Origin of the sequence: Streptomyces sp. 3211.6 (assembly GCF_003634815.1) — a bacterium.
GTDB classification, from domain to species: domain Bacteria; phylum Actinomycetota; class Actinomycetes; order Streptomycetales; family Streptomycetaceae; genus Streptomyces; species Streptomyces katrae_A.
This window is the reverse complement of sequence record NZ_RBXC01000001.1, coordinates 5,905,360-5,921,546: the sequence shown is the minus strand read 5'-3', so window position 1 is coordinate 5,921,546 and position 16,187 is coordinate 5,905,360. Positions and strand designations below refer to the sequence as shown.

Annotated in this window: 13 protein-coding genes and 1 riboswitch; of the genes, 3 read left to right on the top strand and 10 right to left on the bottom strand. The window is 72.5% G+C overall.

The genetic code is table 11. The annotated features are described in order from the left end of the window. Positions 1-83 precede the first annotated feature (83 nt). Both BX286_RS27355 and BX286_RS27350 read right to left on the bottom strand, forming a co-directional pair. Positions 84-2,411, bottom strand: a complete 2,328-nt coding sequence (locus BX286_RS27355) for an FtsX-like permease family protein (protein WP_121016559.1) — start codon at positions 2,409-2,411, stop codon at positions 84-86. A 5-nt stretch (positions 2,412-2,416) separates the two neighbouring features. After that, on the bottom strand, positions 2,417-3,148 hold the full coding sequence (locus BX286_RS27350) for an ABC transporter ATP-binding protein (RefSeq protein WP_079430162.1): 732 nt from the start codon (positions 3,146-3,148) through the stop codon (positions 2,417-2,419). A gap of 132 nt (positions 3,149-3,280) precedes the next feature. Between BX286_RS27350 and BX286_RS27345 the strand changes: the two genes are divergently transcribed. Together BX286_RS27345 and BX286_RS27340 are read left to right on the top strand one after the other, a co-directional pair. Continuing rightward, on the top strand, positions 3,281-4,486 hold the full coding sequence (locus BX286_RS27345; RefSeq protein WP_121016557.1) for a sensor histidine kinase: 1,206 nt from the start codon (positions 3,281-3,283) through the stop codon (positions 4,484-4,486). Continuing rightward, positions 4,486-5,148 (top strand): response regulator transcription factor, encoded by a 663-nt coding sequence (locus BX286_RS27340; protein ID WP_079430160.1) that lies wholly within the window; start codon positions 4,486-4,488, stop codon positions 5,146-5,148. The genes BX286_RS27345 and BX286_RS27340 overlap by 1 nt, the downstream gene beginning before the upstream one ends. Before the next feature lie 9 nt (positions 5,149-5,157). Here BX286_RS27340 and BX286_RS27335 read toward each other — a convergent pair whose 3' ends face one another. From BX286_RS27335 to BX286_RS27320, 4 genes are read right to left on the bottom strand one after another with little or no spacing between them, the layout of a single operon-like run. Beyond that, positions 5,158-5,808 (bottom strand): thymidine kinase, encoded by a 651-nt coding sequence (locus BX286_RS27335; RefSeq protein ID WP_079430159.1) that lies wholly within the window; start codon positions 5,806-5,808, stop codon positions 5,158-5,160. Between the two features lie 60 nt (positions 5,809-5,868). Further along, a complete protein-coding gene (locus tag BX286_RS27330; RefSeq protein ID WP_079430158.1) occupies positions 5,869-7,074 on the bottom strand; it encodes an alkaline phosphatase family protein in 1,206 nt (401 codons plus the stop codon). Continuing rightward, positions 7,074-7,661, bottom strand: a complete 588-nt coding sequence (locus BX286_RS27325; protein ID WP_079431993.1) for a DUF5998 family protein — start codon at positions 7,659-7,661, stop codon at positions 7,074-7,076. Before BX286_RS27325 ends, BX286_RS27330 begins: the two co-directional genes overlap by 1 nt. A gap of 47 nt (positions 7,662-7,708) precedes the next feature. Next, positions 7,709-10,600, bottom strand: a complete 2,892-nt coding sequence (locus tag BX286_RS27320) for a bifunctional GNAT family N-acetyltransferase/acetate--CoA ligase family protein (protein ID WP_121016556.1) — start codon at positions 10,598-10,600, stop codon at positions 7,709-7,711. Positions 10,601-10,812: 212 nt separating this feature from the next. Here BX286_RS27320 and BX286_RS27315 point away from each other — a divergent pair, with 212 nt between their 5' ends. After that, positions 10,813-11,094 (top strand): HPr family phosphocarrier protein, encoded by a 282-nt coding sequence (locus BX286_RS27315; protein WP_079430157.1) that lies wholly within the window; start codon positions 10,813-10,815, stop codon positions 11,092-11,094. A gap of 256 nt (positions 11,095-11,350) precedes the next feature. Here the strand turns inward: BX286_RS27315 and BX286_RS27310 are convergent, their stop codons facing one another. The 4 genes from BX286_RS27310 to BX286_RS27295 all read right to left on the bottom strand — a co-directional run bounded on the left by BX286_RS27310 (position 11,351) and on the right by BX286_RS27295 (position 16,124). Then, entirely contained in the window at positions 11,351-12,016 is a 666-nt protein-coding gene (locus tag BX286_RS27310; RefSeq protein WP_079430156.1) for a GntR family transcriptional regulator, read from the bottom strand. Between the two features lie 175 nt (positions 12,017-12,191). Continuing rightward, entirely contained in the window at positions 12,192-12,998 is an 807-nt protein-coding gene (locus tag BX286_RS27305; RefSeq protein WP_079430155.1) for a M23 family metallopeptidase, read from the bottom strand. Positions 12,999-13,010: 12 nt separating this feature from the next. After that, positions 13,011-13,170, bottom strand: a riboswitch (cyclic di-AMP (ydaO/yuaA leader). A 213-nt stretch (positions 13,171-13,383) separates the two neighbouring features. Further along, positions 13,384-14,751, bottom strand: coding sequence for a pitrilysin family protein (locus tag BX286_RS27300; RefSeq protein WP_079431992.1), 1,368 nt, complete (start codon positions 14,749-14,751; stop codon positions 13,384-13,386). 20 nt (positions 14,752-14,771) lie between these two features. Beyond that, positions 14,772-16,124 (bottom strand): pitrilysin family protein, encoded by a 1,353-nt coding sequence (locus BX286_RS27295; protein WP_121016555.1) that lies wholly within the window; start codon positions 16,122-16,124, stop codon positions 14,772-14,774. Between the last annotated feature and the right edge of the window lie 63 nt (positions 16,125-16,187).

The following is a 16,187-nucleotide window of genomic DNA, read 5'->3' as shown; positions in this document are numbered from 1 at the left end:
GGGCCCGGCTCCCTCGCGCGGGCAGGTCGTCGTGAGTTACGGAAGTCCGTCCGCAGGAGCCGCGGTTCAGGCGTGGTTGTCCGCTACTCCGTCCGCAGCACCTCCGCGACAGGGGCCTTCGCCGCACCACGGGCCGGGAGGCAGGCACCCAGCGCGGCGATCACGGAACCCGAGAGGGCGAGCAACGCCACCGTCGGCCAGTTCCACACCTGCACCAGCGAATCCGGCAGGTCGAGCCCGGTGCCGTGTCCGGTCATCGGGATGACGATCCGGTGCGCGAGCATCCCGAGCGGGACGCCGACGATCCCGCCGGCCGCCCCGAGCACCGCCATGGACGTCACCACCATGGCCATCACCTGGCGGGGCGTCATTCCGATCGACTTGAGCATCCCCAGGTCCTTGCGGCGCTCACGGGTGTTGAGGACCACCGTGTTGAACACGCCCAGGCTCGAAACGACGATCAGCATCACGGTGAGGGTCGACACCACGCTGATGATGACCTTCTCCAGTGTGTCGGAGGCGCCGTTCACCACCGCGTTCAGCCCCGGGTCCGTACGCGCGACCGCCTCGGCGTAGGCCTGCGGGTCGGTGCCCTTCGCGAGCTGGACGGAGAAGCCCTGGGCGCGCTGGGCCGGGCTGAGCGGGACGAACCGGTTCCAGTCGAGGGTCGTCACGTCCCATCCCCCGACGCTCTCGCCGACGATCTTCTGCGGCTGGGGTCCGTCGCTGGTGTCCAGCGTGATCGTGTCGCCGAGGGACACCTTGTGCTCGTGCCAGAACTCCGACGAGACCACCACCTCGTTCGGCCCCTCGATCCAGCGTCCCCGGGCGAGGTCCGGATGCAGCTCCTTGGTGTCACCACGCTCGACGCCCACACGGAGGGTTCCCGACCAGCCCGCCATGCGGGTCTGCAGCGGGGCCTGCGCGGACACGTGCTCGGCGCCGGGCAGCGAGCGCAGCAGCGCGAAGAGCCGGTCGTCGGAGTGCGTCGGGCCGGGAGTCCCCCACTTGGGGTCATTGACGTCGACGCGCACCTGGATCTTGTCGGTCTGCTGCTGCATCTGCCCGAACTTGACGACCGAGGCCGAAATGCCGAGAGCCATCGTCACCGTCATGACGCCGAGCACGACCGTCGACAGCGTCAGGACCGTGCGGCCCGGCCGGGCGAACGGCCAGCCCAGGCCCAGGCTCACCGGGCGCGGCAGTCTCGATCCGCCGAGCCACCGCTGGACCGCCAGACCGTGTCCGGTCTGCTGGACGCCGCCCGCGCTGATGGCCACTGCGGCGGGGAGGCGACGGGCGCGCATCGCCGGAACGAGGGCGGACAGCGCCACGAGAGCGGGCATCCCGATCAGCACCACCGGATGGACCCACGTCGGGACGGTGGCCTTGCCCATGACGAGGTCGCTGCCGAAGAGGCCCCAGAAGGCCTGGTTCACCAGCTTCTTGCCCACGAAGCCGCCGATCACCGAGCCGAGCGCGCAGCCGATCGTCGCCGGGAACGTGACCATGACGAGGTAGACCGCCGTCACCTGGTGGGGGGTGAACCCCAGGGCCTTGAGGACTCCGATGTGCCGGAAACCCGAGACGACCGCGCCGCTGACGACGTTGCCCACGATCAGGACCGAGACGGTCAGGCCGAGGATGCCGAAGACCGTCAGGAACGGCACGTAGGTGTTCGGGCCCTTGGCGAGGTTCGCCTTGATGGTCAGGTACGACCCGGTCCCCGTCAGGGCGTCGGACGGCAGGCCCTTCGTGGCAGCAGCCATGCCGGCCTTCAGCGCCGAGTCGGAACCGGCGTCATCGAAGCGGTACATCATCTGGAGCGAGGGCGAGCCGGATTGCAGGGCCCGGGCCTGGTCCGGGGTGACCCAGCCGCCCGCCGACTGGCCGGCCGAGTTCGCGTAACCGACGACCTTGAGACGCACGCCGTCCGGGGTGACGACCTCGTGCTCGGACTTGATCTGGTCCGGACCGATGAACGACGGCTCGTTCAGGACGATCTCTCCCGGACCGGTCGCCCAGCGGCCGGCGCTGAGCTTGAGGGTGTCGACCGCGGTGTCCGGCCGGTCCCGGCCTACGACGGTGAAGGAACCGGCCAGCCCGATCGGGTGATCGCCGGTCTGCGAGGGCGAGTGGAGGACGGCTGCGGGATACGGGCCTGCGACGGCCTCGACGCCGCGGGCGTTCGCGGCCTGGGCGATCTGGGCCGCGGTCGCCTTCGAGCTGTCGAACTCGGCGACGACGTGCGCACCGTTCGCGGCGTCGTAGGCCGTGTCGAAGGGGCCCGACACGGCCGCCAGCAGGGCCAGGGTCGCGACGGCCATGGCACTGGAGACCATGACGACGACGCCGAGCACGAAGGTCTGGAGTCTGCGGCGCTTCACCGCCGCGCGGGAAGCCCGCCACACGGCGCTCATCGTGCGGCCTCTGCGACCGCGGCGTGGTCGACGAGGCGGTCCCGGGCGATGCGCCCGTCCGCGACCTCGACGACCCGCCGGGCGCACCGGGCGGCGAGCCGCGGGTCGTGCGTGACGATCAGGAGGGTCTGGCCGAGCTGGTTCAGGTCCATGAGCAGTTGCATCACCTGGTCGCCGGACCTGCTGTCCAGGGCGCCGGTCGGCTCGTCGGCGAGCAGCAGCGACGGTCGGTTCATCAAGGCCCGCGCCGTGGCGACCCGCTGCCGCTCGCCGCCCGACAGTGAGGCGGGATAGATGTTCTTACGGTCGGCGATCGAGAGTTCGCCCATGAGCTCCAGGGCGCGCTCGCGGGCGGCCGACGCCTTCAGCCCGACCAGCTGGCCGGCCAGGGCGATGTTGTCCAGGGCGGGCAGGTCGTCCAGCAGGTTGAAGAACTGGAAGATCATGCCGATCCGGCGACGCCGGAACAGCGCCAGGCCCTTCTCGTCGAGCTCGACCAGGTCCTCCCCGGCGACGACGACCGATCCGGCGGTCGGCCGGTCGAGTCCGGAGACCATGTTCAGCAGGGTCGACTTCCCGGAGCCGGACGGTCCCATCACGGCGACCGACTCGCCCGCGCCGATCTCCAGCGAAACGCCGTCCAGGGCCGCGTAGTCCCCGAAGTCCTTCCGTACGTCCGTGAGCCGGACGACGACTTCACGCTCCTCGTAACCGCCCATGTTCGTCATGCGGAGAACAGTGCCGATCGCCCTGGTCCGGCGGCATCGGAGCGTCGTCCACGGATCGGAGCGCGGATACCAACCTGGGGTGTACACCCCGGGTCCGATTCCCAGGGATGATCACGCGGCTACGATCGCGTCATGCTCACGACACCGCCTCCCACGCTGGTCCGGCGTGTGACACCCGGCGCGTGGACGGCGCTCGCCTGGTGTGTGTCCACGATCTACTCGTTCGTCGTCCAGATCCGCTGGCCGGGAGAACAGCTGCAGCCCTGGGGCGAGAAGAGCCACCGCATCGAGCCGTTCTCGATGGACCACCGCGAGCTGGCGACCTTGCTCCTGGCAGTGGCCCTGCTGGCGGGCGCCTGCCGGCTCTTGACCCGTCGACCGCTGACATCGATGACGATGCTGGTGGTCAGCGCGCTGGTCCTGACCAACGGCCCCCTGCACACGACCAGCATCGCGCCCGAGCAGTACCTGCCGGTCTGCGTCGCCCTCTGCTTCGCCACCGCCGCCGAGGCGCGGCGGACGTCGTTGTGCGCCGCGGGGCTGGCCCTGACCGGGCTCCTCGGCTACATCGGCACGCGCCTGGCGCTGGGACTCCGGGTGGGCACCTCGGTCGAGGCGGTCGTCCTGATGATGATCGTGGTCGCCTGGGTCATCGGGAACGCGCGCCGTCAGGAACGGGAGCACACCGAGCAGATGCGCACCCGGGTCGCGGAGCAGGCGGTGACGGCCGAGCGGCTGCGGATCGCCCGGGAACTGCATGACATGGTCGCCCACAGCATCGGCGTCGTGGCGTTCCAGGCCGGGGCCGCCCGGCGGGTCATCGATACGCAGCCGGAGGGGGCGCGCAGGGCCCTCGGCGCCATCGAGGACACGAGCCGGGAGACGCTCGCCGGCCTACGGCGCATGCTCGGCGCGCTCCACGACGCCGCGTCCGGTGACGCCGGGAAGCCGGCCGCCGGGCTCGAAGACGTCGACAAGCTCGTGGAGAACGTGAGGGACGCCGGCGTCCGCGTGGACGTCGAGTGGCGCGGCGAGAGGCGTCCTCTGCCACCGGAGGTCGACTTGTCCGCGTTCCGCATCATCCAGGAGTCCGTCACCAACGTGGTGAAGCACTCCAGAACACAGCAGTGCCGCGTCTCCGTGGTATTCCACCCCTCCGAACTGTCCGTCGTGATCGTCGACAGCGGATCCGGGAGCGGCGGAGGCGAAGGCAGCGGCTACGGTATCGCCGGGATGCGTGACCGGGTGAAACTGCTGCACGGCGACTTCACCGCCGGTCCGCGCCCCGAGGGCGGCTACCGCGTGACCGCCCGTCTCCCCATCCCGATGGAGGTCTGATGCCGGTCCGCGTCGTGCTCGCCGACGACCAGCCGCTGATCCGCACCGGGCTGGGCATGGTGATCGCCGACATCCCGGACATCGAGGTCGTCGGAGAAGCCGGGAACGGCGCCGAGGCCGTACAGCTGGTCCGGGATCTGAATCCCGACGTCGTCGTCATGGACATCCGCATGCCCGGCATGGACGGCATCGAGGCCACCCGGATGATCACGAAGGACACCGGCGCCCCGCACGTCATCGTCCTGACGACGTTCGACGACGACGACAACGTCTACGACTCCTTGCGGGCCGGGGCTTCGGGATTCCTCGTCAAGGACATGGCCCTGGACGACATCATCACGGCGGTACGGGTCGTGGCCGACGGGGATGCGCTCATAGCGCCGAAGGTGACGCGCCGCCTGATCGAGGAGTTCGCCGATCGCCCGCAGCGGGCCGTCCCGCCGCCGTCCAAGGCAGTCCTGGGGGTCACCGACCGCGAGCTCGAGGTACTTACGTTGATCGGCCGGGGCATGTCGAACGCCGAGATCGCCGAGGCGATGTTCATCAGCGGCGCGACCGTCAAGGCGTACGTGACGCGCCTGCTGGCCAAACTCGACGCCCGCGACCGCGTCCACCTCGTCATCATCGCCTACGAGCACGCTTTGGTGGCACCGACCGGCTGATGCGCCCGGTCAGGCGTGGTTGACGGGGAGGACGTCCGGGGAGAGGGCGCCGGCGTGGGCCGAGGCGGAGGTGAGGCGGCGGCGGTGGTGGCGGCGGCACAGGACCTCGTAGCCGATCTCCTCCGCCGGGCGGTTGACGTCGCCGACCACCACCTGGGCGCCCTCGACCACCATGACCCCGCCCACCGTACGGGCGTTGTGCGTGGCCCGGGCCCCGCACCAGCACAGGGCCTCGACCTGGAGCTGCTCGATCCGGTCGGCCAGCTCGATCAGCCGCTGGGAGCCGGGGAAGAGCTTGGTGCGGAAGTCGGTGGTGATGCCGAAGGCGAAGACGTCCATGTCGAGGTCGTCGACGATGCGGGCCAGCTGGTCGATCTGCTCGGGCGCGAGGAACTGCGCCTCGTCCACGATCACGTAGTCGGCCTTGCCGCCCTTGGACAGCAGCTCCACCAGGTAGGCGTAGAGGTCCATGCCCTCGGCGGCCTCGACCGCCTCGGTCACCAGGCCGAGCCGGGAGGAGATCTTGCCCTCGCCCGCCCGGTCGTCGCGCGTGAAGATCACGCCCTGGAGGCCTCGGGCGGAGCGGTTGTGGCCGATCTGGAGAGCCAGTGTGCTCTTCCCGCAGTCCATCGTTCCGGAGAAGAACACCAGCTCGGGCATGGGAAGTACGGGACCTTTCGGGTCGTGGGGGCGGGGAGGAGGGGTGGGGCGGCGGAGGGCTCAGGTGCGGACTTCGAGGAGCGGGACCAGCTGTTCCGCCGCCGTCATGGAGCCGTGCATACCGGTGAGGGCCGACTCGTTGGGCTCGTTGCGGGAGGCGGTGATCGCGGCGTCGGCGTGGGCGGCGGCGATCACGTCGCCGATCCGGCCGAGGACCCGCTCGTCGCACTCCCCCGGCGCGCCGAACCAGCCCAGCTCCAGGGCCTCTTCGCGGCTCGCGATCCAGAAACGGTCGCCGAGTACCTCGCGCCACACGGTCAGCACGTCGGCCTCGGCGCCGGGCACCGCGTAGACGTGCCGGGCGCGGCCCTCGCCGCCGAGCAGGGCGACTCCCGCGCCCAGCTCCCAGTCCTCGTCGAAGTCGATGCGCGAGTCCTCGTCGAAGGGGACGTCGACCATGCCGTGGTCGGAGGTCACGTAGAGGGCGGTGCGCGGCGGCAGCTGTTCGGCGAGCCGCTGCACGAGCCGGTCCACGTACATGAGCTGGCCGCGCCAGGCGTCGGAGTCCACGCCGTGGCGGTGTCCGGCCCCGTCGAGCTCGCTGTAGTACGTGTACACGAGGGAGCGCTCACCGGCCGCGAGCTGGATCGCGGCGAGGTCCATCCGTTCCTCGCCGGTCATCCGGCCGTGGAAGGTGCCGCCGCTGAGGGCGATCTGGGTGAGCGGGGTGCTCTGGAAGTTGGGCGCGGACACCTGGGCGGTGTGCACGCCGGCCGCGTCCGCGAGCTGGAAGACCGTCGGGTACGGCTGCCAGGGCTTGGGCGGGGTCCACGGGTACCAGCGCAGCTGGTTCATCAGCTCGCCGGAGGCCGGGTTGCGCACGGCGTAGCCGGGCAGGCCGTGCCGGGCGGGCGGCAGGCCGGTGCCGACGGAGGCGAGGGAGGTGGCGGTGGTCGCCGGGAAGCCGGCGGTCAGCGGCCGGCCGGTGCCCCCGCGGGAGCTCGCGAGGAGGGAGGTGAGGAAGGGGGCGTACTCCGGGTGGGCCTTGATCTGCTCCCAGCCCATGCCGTCGACGAGGAAGACGCAGTTGCGGTCGGCCGGGGTCAGCTCGGCGATCCCGGCGGTGAGCCCGGGGACGCCCTGGCCCGCCGCCAGGGTCGGCAGCAGGTCGGCGAGCGAGCCGGTTCCGTAGTGCGGGACCGGGGCGTCTGCGAGGTCGAGGAGTTCCGGTTCGTCCTGCCAGTTCGGCGGCACGGAGTACGCCATCAGCGGGTGGTGGCCGCGGTGGCCTCGGAGAGCGCCTGGGCGAAGAGCAGGGTCTGGCGGACGGTCTCGGGGCCGTCGCCGGCCTCGCTGACGCGCAGGCTGAGGTCGTCGGCGGTGGAGTTGCCGGTGTAGCCGTGGTCGGAGTCGCAGTTGGGGTCGCCGCAGGCGGCGGGCTCCAGGTCGATGCGCGAGACCGCGCCCCAGCCGATGGTCAGGACGACCTCGCGGGGCAGCTGCCCGGGCGTGTAGGACTCCGGGTTGGCGACGACGCGGCTGAGCACCACGGAGGAGATCGAGCCGAGCTTGACCGACTCGGTGGAGGTGGTCGCGTACGGGGAGGGGGACCCGGCGTCGGCGGCCTGCTCGTCGGTATGGCTGACGATGAACCGGCTGTCGGTGAGGACCAGCACGGTCACGTGCCGGCGCACCTCGTTGGAGTCGAAGGTGGTCTCCTGGTGGACCACGTACGACGAGACCGGCTCGCCGCCCACCGCGGCCTCCACGGCCTCGGCCACGAGGGCCGGGTAGTAGCCGCTGCGCTCGATCGCCGCGCGCAGCCCCTGGGTCGTCGTACCGGATTTCGCCATGAGGTCCATCCTAAGGCCCGTACGGGGTCCCCCTACCTGCCCGTCGGTCAGTAGCTGGGCAGGGTCCGCGGTCCGAGGTCGGTCCGCGCGGGCGGGTGGGCGACCCGCACGGTGGCGCTGAGCACGGAGAGGCCCTCCGTGGCGACGACGACCGGCTCCAGGGAGACTCCGGTCACTTCGGGATGGTCGTCCACCAGGCGGGACAGCCGCAGCAGCAGTTCCTCCAGGGCGGGGGTGTCGACGGGGTCGCTGCCGCGCCAGCCGAAGAGGAGGGGCGCGGCGCGCAGGGCGCGGACCAGTCCCGCGGCGTCACGGTCGGTGGCGGGGACCAGGCGGTGCGCGGTGTCACCGAGGAGCTCGGAGGGGACTCCGGCGAGCCCGAAGGAGAGGACGGCGCCGGCGGCGGGGTCGACGACGGAGCGGACGACGGTGTCCACCCCGCGCGGGGCCATCGACTGGACGACGGGCAGCAGCTCGGCGGGCTTGCCGAGGGCTTCGGTGAGTTCCTCGTAGGAGCGCCGCAGCTCGGCCTCGGTGGTGAGGTCCAGGCGTACGCCACCCAGGTCGGCGCGGTGGCGCAGGTGGGGGGCGGTGGTCTTGAGGGCGACGGGGTAGCCGAGGACGCGGGCCGCGCGGGCGGCGGCGTCGGCGCTGGGGGCGGGGAGGGTGGGCAGGACCCGGATCCCGTAGCGGGCGAGGAGCTCGCGGGCGTCGGGCTCGTCCAGGGTCAGCGCGGCTCCCTCGGCGACCCCGGCGACGAGGGAGGCGAGCTGGGCAGCGGCGCCGCTCTCGTCGATGTCCTCGTACTCGGGGACGTGCCCGGCGTCCGCGTTGGCGCGGCGCCACTGGGCGTAGCGGACGGCTTCGGCGAGGGCCTTCACGGCGCGCTCGGCGGCGGGGTAGGCGGGGATCCGTCCGCCGGGGACCGGGGCGGGGGCGGCGGCCGCGCCGGGGGCGGGGGCGGCGGCCACGCCGGGGGCGGGGGCCGGAGCGGGAGCCGCGCCGGGGGCGGGGGCCGGAGCGGGAGCCGCGCCGGGGGCGGCGGGCGGGGTGCGGTCGCCGGGGGCGGCGGGCGGCGGGGTGGCGGCCGGGGCGGTGGGCCGGGCGGCGGAGAGGGCCTCGACGAGTTCGCCGAGCTCGACGTGGACGACGGCGACGGGCTTGCCGGGGACCTCGGCGACGGCCTCGCGCAGGGCCTCCGCGAGGTCGTCGGCCAGGGCCCGCTCGCCGACCCAGGGGATGGCGGTGACGACGACGGCGTCGCAGTCCTCGGAGGCCAGGGCGGCGGTGAGGGCGGTGCGGAAGTCCTCGGGCGTGGCGGCGGTGGTCAGGTCCAGCGGGGGCAGCGGCCGCAGCCCCTCGGTCAGGCAGGCGTCGTACGTGAGGACGCCGAGGGACTCGGAGTTGCCGAGGATGGCCACCCGGGGGCCGGCCGGCAGGGGCTGGCCGGCCAGCAGGAGCCCGGCGTCGACGAGCTCGGTGACCGTGTCGACCCGGATGACGCCGGCCTGGCGGAGCAGGTCGGAGACGGTGGCCTCGGGGAGGCGGGTGCCGGGGACCAGGTGTCCGGCGGGGGTGTGGCGGCCGCCGAGGGCGACGACGAGGGGCTTGACGGCGGCGGTGCGGCGGGCGAGGCGGGTGAACTTGCGCGGGTTGCCGAGGGTCTCCAGGTACATGAGGGCCACGTCGGTGGCCCCGTCCTCGTACCAGTACTGGAGGATGTCGTTGCCGGAGACGTCCGCCCGGTTGCCGGCGGACACGAAGGAGGACAGTCCCTCGCCGCGGCGCAGCAGCCCGGACAGCAGGGCGATGCCGATGGCCCCGGACTGCGTGAACAGCCCGATCCGGCCGCGGGCGGTGGCGGGGGCGGGCGCGAGGGAGGCGTTGAGCTCCACGTCCGCCGCGGTGTTGATCACCCCGAAGGCGTTGGGCCCGATGAGCCGCATCCCGTACGAGCGGACCTGGCGGACCAGTTCGCGCTGGCGGGCCAGCCCGTCCGGGCCGCTCTCCCCGTACCCGGCCGACAGCACCACCAGCCCCTGCACCCCGTGTTCCCCGCAGTCGGCGACGGCGTCCGCGACCCGCTCGGCGGGGACGGCGATCACGGCGAGGTCCACGGGGGCCCCGATGTCCGCGACGCTGCGGTAGGCCCGCACCCCGTCCAGCAGGTCGCCCTCCATCCCGGCCGCCCGGGCCTCGTTGACGGCGTAGAGGTGCCCGTGGAAGCCCCCGTCGCGCAGGTTGCGCAGGGTGGCGGCGCCCACCCCGGATCCGGAGCGGCTGACGCCGATCACCGCGACCGAGCCGGGGGCCAGCAGCCGCTGGACGGAGCGGGCCTCGGCGCGCTGTTCGCGGGCGCGCTGGACGGCGAGGGACTCGGCGGTGGGTTCGAGGTCGAGGGTGAGGTGGACGGAGCCGTCCTCGAAGCTGCGCCTCTGCTGGTAGCCGACGTCCGTGAACACCTTGATCATCTTGGTGTTGGCGGGCAGCACCTCGGCCGCGAAGCGGCGGATGCCCCGCTCCCGGGCCACGGCTCCGATGTGTTCGAGCAGGGCGGAGGCGACCCCGCGGCCCTGATGGGCGTCCTGGACGAGGAAGGCCACCTCGGCCTCGTCTGCGGGGGCGGAGGCGGGGCGGCCGTCGGGGCCGATGCGGTCGTAGCGGACGGTGCCGATGAACTCCCCGCCGATGGTCGCGGCGAGGCCGACGCGGTCCACGTAGTCGTGGTGCGTGAAGCGGTGGACGTCGCGGTCGGAGAGGCGGGGGTAGGGGGCGAAGAAGCGGTAGTACTTCGACTCGTCCGAGACCTGCTCGTAGAAGCTGACCAGGCGGCCCGCGTCCTCGGTCGTGATGGGGCGGATCCGGGCGGTGCCGCCGTCGCGCAGCACTACGTCCGCTTCCCAGTGGGCCGGGTACGAGGGGTCCGACGCGATGGTCATGGGGCCAGCCTAAGGGGAAGATCCGGCCAGGTGGCCGGGTGGCTCCGACAGGCCGGACGGCACAGGGCCCGGGAATGAGGCGCGCCGGGGCAAATCAGTGCAAAGCTGATGAGGGCCGAACGGCGGCGGGATCGGGCCGAAGGTCGGTCCGAGCATTCCGGGTGACGTGAGAGACTGGTCTAGACAACCGCGAGAACCTGAAGGGCATCACCATGGCAGAGCGCCGCGTCAACGTCGGCTGGGCCGAGGGCCTGCACGCTCGTCCCGCCTCGATCTTCGTCCGCGCGACGACCGCTTCCGGCGTCCCCGTGACCATCGCGAAGGCGGGCGGCGACCCCGTCAACGCCGCGTCGATGCTGGCGGTCCTGGGCCTGGGCGCCCAGGGCGGCGAGGAGATCGTCCTGGCGTCCGAGGCCGAGGGCGCGGAGGCCGCGCTGGACCGGCTCGCGAAGCTGGTGGCGGAGGGCCTGGAGGAACTCCCCGAAACGGTCTGACCGACCACGACCCTTCACCGAAGCCGCGGCCCCCACCACCCCGGGGACCGCGGCTTCGTCGTTTCCGGTACCGGGCCGCCCCCGCCGCCTCCGGCCCCAGGCCCGGCAGCCTCCCGCGGACGGCCGCCGCAGCGCAATCCCGTCGGGAAAAGCCCGCCGTGCTGAAACATCCGCAGCGGGAATCGACCGGAAATCACATCCCGCTCCACCGGAATAGAATTCCGCCAGACCCGGCCCCTTTTATACGGGCCCGGCGTTAATTCCGGCCACCTCCCGTGTTTACGGCACGTTGCAAACTCCTCACCCGGAGCCGGAAAACCCCCACCGCCCGCTCCGCATGCAGCGCGGCCACCGCCCGCGCCCGCTCCGCGTCCCCCCGCGCGACCGCGTCCACCAGCGCCCCGTGTTCCGCCCAGGAGTCCACCGGCCGGGCCGGGGCCCCCACCTCGTACATCCAGGCGATCTTGTGCCGGGTCTGCGTCAGCAGCGCGATCAGCCCCGGGCTGCCGGACGCCTGCGCCAGGGTCTCGTGGAACCAGCTCCCCAGCGACCGCAGGTCCTCGCCCTGCCCCCGCCTGGCCCGCTCCTGGCCCAGCCGCACCAGCCCCCGCAGCACCTTCAGGTGCGCATCCGTCCGCCGCCGGGCGGCGCGCGAGGCGGCCAGCGGCTCCAGCAGCATCCGCAGCTCCAGCAGATCGGCGGCCTCCTGCTCGCCCGGCTCCGCCACGCAGGCCCCCGCGTGCCGCCGCGTGGTGACGAACCCCTCGGACTCCAGCGTGCGCAGCGCCTCGCGCACCGGCACCCGCGAGACCCCGTACCGGCGGGCGAGCACCTCCTCGGTCAGCCGGCCGCCGGGGCCGAAGAATCCGGAGACGATATCGTCGCGAATCGCTGTGCACACCGCGTGCGCCGGAATACGCAAGGCCGGACCTCCGCTGGGTTCCGCTGGGTTTCGTTTCCATCTACCGTGCCGCGACTCTATTGCAACACGGCTCGATTTCCGAGAACGCCCGGAAATCGGAAACGGAAACGGCGAAAACGAAGAAGGCCCCGGCTCTGGGAGCCGGGGCCTTCTTCCGTGGACGTGGAAACCTGCGTCAGATGCCGACGCCGTGGTTGCGCAGGTAGGCCAGCGGGTTGATGTCCGTGCCGTACGTGGCACCGGTGCGGGCCTCGAAGTGCAGGTGCGGGCCGCTGGAGTTGCCGGTGGAGCCCGACAGGCCGATCTGCTGTCCCGCGGTGACCGTCTCGCCGACCGAGACGTTCAGCGACATCAGGTGGCCGTACTGGGTGTAGGTGCCGTCGTTGTGGCGGATCACGACGTTGTTGCCGTAGGCGCCGCCCCAGCCGGCCTCGACGATCGTGCCCGCGCCCACCGCGTGGACGGACGTGCCCTCGTCGGCGTGGAAGTCGACGCCCGTGTGGCTGCCGGAGGACCACATGCCGCCGCCCGCGCCGTACTGGGTGCTGACGTAGGAGCCGTCGACCGGGAGCACGAAGGTGTTGAGGCGCTTGCGGGCCTCCTCCTGGGCGGCCTTCTCGGCGGCCTCGCGCTCGGCCTTCTCCTTGGCCTCGGCCATGCGCTTCGCCTCGGCGGCGCGCGTCTTGGCGTCGGCCTCGGCCTGCGCCTGGGCGGCGACGGACTCGGCGGCGGTCTGCTGGGTCTCGGCCTGGACCTGGATGTCGTCCTGGAGGCCGTCGGCGACGACGATCGCGTTCAGGGCGCCGGTGTCCTCGAAGGACGGGCCGCCGTGGGAGTCGGCGGCGAAGGCCGGGGCCGCCAGGGTGCCGACCACGCCCGTGGTGGCGAGGGCGGCTATGCCGGCGTAGCCGGCGGTCTTGCGGCTCATGCGGCTCGAACCACGGTGCTTGCCGGAACCGGCTGCACGACTGCCAAACGCCATGGCGGGGGTGATCCTTTCCTTCCCTCTCGCCTACCGGGTTAGCTGACGGGTTCGGAGCAGGAAGGTCTCCTACGGCCCCCCTCTGGCGAGGCGGTCCGATTCACCCCAGGGACTGATGTGGGTCCCCGGCTCCCCAGGCTCGCGCCTGACGGGGACTCGGCGATCGCTGCCCGGTGCCGCGGGTGCGGCTGGCACAACTGACGGACAGCACGCCTGACGCTAGGCGGATCATCAGTCAATCGCCAAACAGACGAGCGGATTTGTTGCGTACGCCACACCGCATACCTGAAACCACACCACCAAACGGACAAAGGGGGCCCGGCGGATGCTCCGCCGGGCCCCTCGAAACAGGCCGGTCACCGGTCAGTTGCCGGCCGGCCTCCGGTCAGTTGGTGACGACCGTGACCTCACCGATCCCGAGGGCCAGCACCGGCTCCTCGATCTGCGCCGCGTCGCCCACCAGGACGGTGACCAGCCGGTCCACCGGGAAGGCGCTCACCACCGCCGAAGTGGCCTCCGCCGTACCGGTTTCGGCCAGCCGCGCGTACAGCCGCGCCTGGTAGTCGTCCGGCAGCTCCTGCTCCACCTGGTCCGCCAGGGTCCCGGCGACCGAGGCGGCCGTCTCGAACTTCAGCGGGGCCACGCCCACCAGGTTCTGCACCGCCACGTCGCGCTCGGCGTCCGTCAGGCCCTCGGCGGCGAGGGTGCGCAGCACCTGCCACAGGTCCTCCAGCGCCGGGCCGGTGTTGGGGGTGTCCACCGAGCCGCTGATGGCGAGCATCGAGGCTCCCTTGCCGTCGGCTGTCGAGCGCAGCACCTGGGCGAAGGCGCGCACGCCGTAGGTGTAGCCCTTCTCCTCGCGCAGCACCTTGTCCAGACGGGAGGTCAGGGTGCCGCCCAGGCAGTACGTGCCCAGGACCTGCGGGGCCCAGACGATGTCGTGCCGGTCCGGGCCGATCCGGCCGATCAGCAGCTGCGTCTGGACCGCGCCGGGCCGGTCCACGATGATTACGCGGCCCGTGTCGTCGGCCGTCACCGGCGGCACCGGCAGGGGGGCGGCGGTGTCCCCCGTCCAGGCGCCCAGGGTGTCGGCCAGGGCGGCGTCCAGGTCGATGCCGGTCAGGTCGCCGACGATCACCACGGTGGCGGTGGCGGGGCGTACGTGGGCCTCGTAGAAGGCGCGTACGGCGGCGGAGTCGATCCGGGCGACCGTCTCCTCCGTGCCCTGGCGCGGGCGGGACATGCGCAGCGTGGCCGGGAAGAGCTCCTTGGAGAGCTCCTTGGCCGCCCGGCGCTGCGGGTTGGCCTGCTCGTGCGGGATCTCGTCGAGCCGGTTGCGCACCAGCCGGGCGACCTCGCCGTCGTCGAACGCGGGCGCGCGCAGCGCCTCGGCGAGCAGTCCGAGCGCCTTGGGCAGGCGGGAGGCCGGGACCTCCAGGGAGACGCGCACGCCGGGGTGGTCGGCGTGGGCGTCGAGGGTGGCGCCGCAGCGCTCCAGCTCGGCGGCGAACTCCTCGGCGGAGTGCTTGTCGGTGCCCTCCGACAGGGCGCGGGCCATGATCGTGGCCACGCCGTCGAGGCCCGCGGGCTCGGCGTCGAGCGGGGCCGCGAGGTTGACCTCGACCGCGACGACCTGCTGGCCGGGGCGGTGGCAGCGCAGCAGGGTCAGCCCGTTGCCCAGGGTGGAGCGCTCGGGGGCGGGGAAGGCCCACGGCTTGGCCTCACCGGCCTCCGGACGCGGGTGGAAGGTCATCGTGACGGCTGCGGTGTCGCTCACTGCTCCGCCCCCTCGTTCTCGTCGCTCTCGTCGTTCTCTTCGGCGCCGGCCAGCGGCTCGTAGACCAGGACCGCGCGGTTGTCGGGGCGCAGCCGGGCGGCGGCCACGGCCTGCACCTCCTCGGCGGTGACGTCCAGGACGCGCCCGACGGCGGTCAGCGCCAGCTGCGGGTCGCCGAACAGCACCGCGAAGCGGCACAGTTCGTCGGCGCGGCCGGCGACGGTGCCCAGCCGGTCCAGCCACTCGCGCTCCAGCTGCGCCTGAGCGCGCTCCATCTCGTCGGCGGTGGGGCCCTCGGCGGCGAACCGGGCGAGCTCCTCGTCCACGGCCGCCTCGATGGCGGGCACCTCGACACCGCTGGAGGTCTTGACGTCCAGCCAGCCCAGGGAGGGCGCGCCGGCCAGCCGCAGCAGGCCGAAACCGGCCGCGACGGCGCTCTGGTCGCGGCGGACCAGGCGGTTGTGCAGGCGGGAGGACTCGCCCCCGCCGAGGATCGTCAACGCCACGTCGGCCGCGTCGCACGCGCGGGTGCCGTCGTGCGGGAGGCGGTAGGCCGCCATCAGCGCGCGGGCCGGGACCTCCTCGACGATCTCCTCGCGCAGCTGCCCGCCCATGGTCTCGGGGAGGGTGCCGTCGCGGGGCGGCTGCTTGCCGTCGTGCGCCGGGATGCTGCCGAAGTACTTCTCGACCCAGGCGAGGGTGCGCTCGGGGTCGATGTCGCCCACGACCGACAGGACGGCGTTGTTGGGCGCGTAGTACGTGCGGAAGAAGTTCCGGGCGTCCTCGAGGGAGGCGGCGTCCAGGTCGGCCATGGAGCCGATCGGGGTGTGGTGGTACGGGTGGCCCTCGGGGTAGGCGAGGGCCGTCAGGCGCTCGAACGCCGTGCCGTACGGGACGTTGTCGTAGCGCTGGCGGCGCTCGTTCTTGACGACGTCGCGCTGGTTCTCCATGGACTCCTCGTCCAGGGCGGCCAGCAGCGAGCCCATGCGGTCCGCCTCCAGCCACAGGGCGAGCTCCAGCTGGTGGGCGGGCATCGTCTCGAAGTAGTTCGTGCGCTCGAAGCTGGTGGTGCCGTTCAGCGAGCCGCCGGCGCCCTGGACGAGCTCGAAGTGCCCGTTGCCCGGTACGCTCGCCGATCCCTGGAACATCAGGTGCTCGAAGAGGTGAGCCAGACCGGTCCGCCCCTTGACTTCGTGGCGCGAGCCGACGTCGTACCAGAGGCAGACGGCGGCGACCGGGGTGAGGTGGTCCTCGGACAGCACCACGCGCAGGCCGTTGGCCAGCCGGTGCTCGGTCGCTGTCAGGCCGCCGGAGCCGGCCTGAGCTGTGGCCGTGTGACCCATGGGCATGTGGTCCCTTCGATCGCGATGCAGAGATTTCTTATCGACCTGCCACTGTATGCAAGCGCGCAG

What these genes read in the sequence shown, in the direction of transcription:
- BX286_RS27350 (WP_079430162.1), bottom strand. Translation starts at nt 3,148, where the DNA reads ATGACGAACATGGGCGGTTACGAGGAGCGTGAAGTCGTCGTCCGGCTC.
- BX286_RS27345 (WP_121016557.1), top strand. Translation starts at nt 3,281, where the DNA reads ATGCTCACGACACCGCCTCCCACGCTGGTCCGGCGTGTGACACCCGGC.
- BX286_RS27340 (WP_079430160.1), top strand. Translation starts at nt 4,486, where the DNA reads ATGCCGGTCCGCGTCGTGCTCGCCGACGACCAGCCGCTGATCCGCACC.
- BX286_RS27335 (WP_079430159.1), bottom strand. Translation starts at nt 5,808, where the DNA reads ATGCCCGAGCTGGTGTTCTTCTCCGGAACGATGGACTGCGGGAAGAGC.
- BX286_RS27330 (WP_079430158.1), bottom strand. Translation starts at nt 7,074, where the DNA reads ATGGCGTACTCCGTGCCGCCGAACTGGCAGGACGAACCGGAACTCCTC.
- BX286_RS27325 (WP_079431993.1), bottom strand. Translation starts at nt 7,661, where the DNA reads ATGGCGAAATCCGGTACGACGACCCAGGGGCTGCGCGCGGCGATCGAG.
- BX286_RS27320 (WP_121016556.1), bottom strand. Translation starts at nt 10,600, where the DNA reads ATGACCATCGCGTCGGACCCCTCGTACCCGGCCCACTGGGAAGCGGAC.
- BX286_RS27315 (WP_079430157.1), top strand. Translation starts at nt 10,813, where the DNA reads ATGGCAGAGCGCCGCGTCAACGTCGGCTGGGCCGAGGGCCTGCACGCT.
- BX286_RS27305 (WP_079430155.1), bottom strand. Translation starts at nt 12,998, where the DNA reads ATGGCGTTTGGCAGTCGTGCAGCCGGTTCCGGCAAGCACCGTGGTTCG.
- BX286_RS27300 (WP_079431992.1), bottom strand. Translation starts at nt 14,751, where the DNA reads ATGACCTTCCACCCGCGTCCGGAGGCCGGTGAGGCCAAGCCGTGGGCC.
- BX286_RS27295 (WP_121016555.1), bottom strand. Translation starts at nt 16,124, where the DNA reads ATGCCCATGGGTCACACGGCCACAGCTCAGGCCGGCTCCGGCGGCCTG.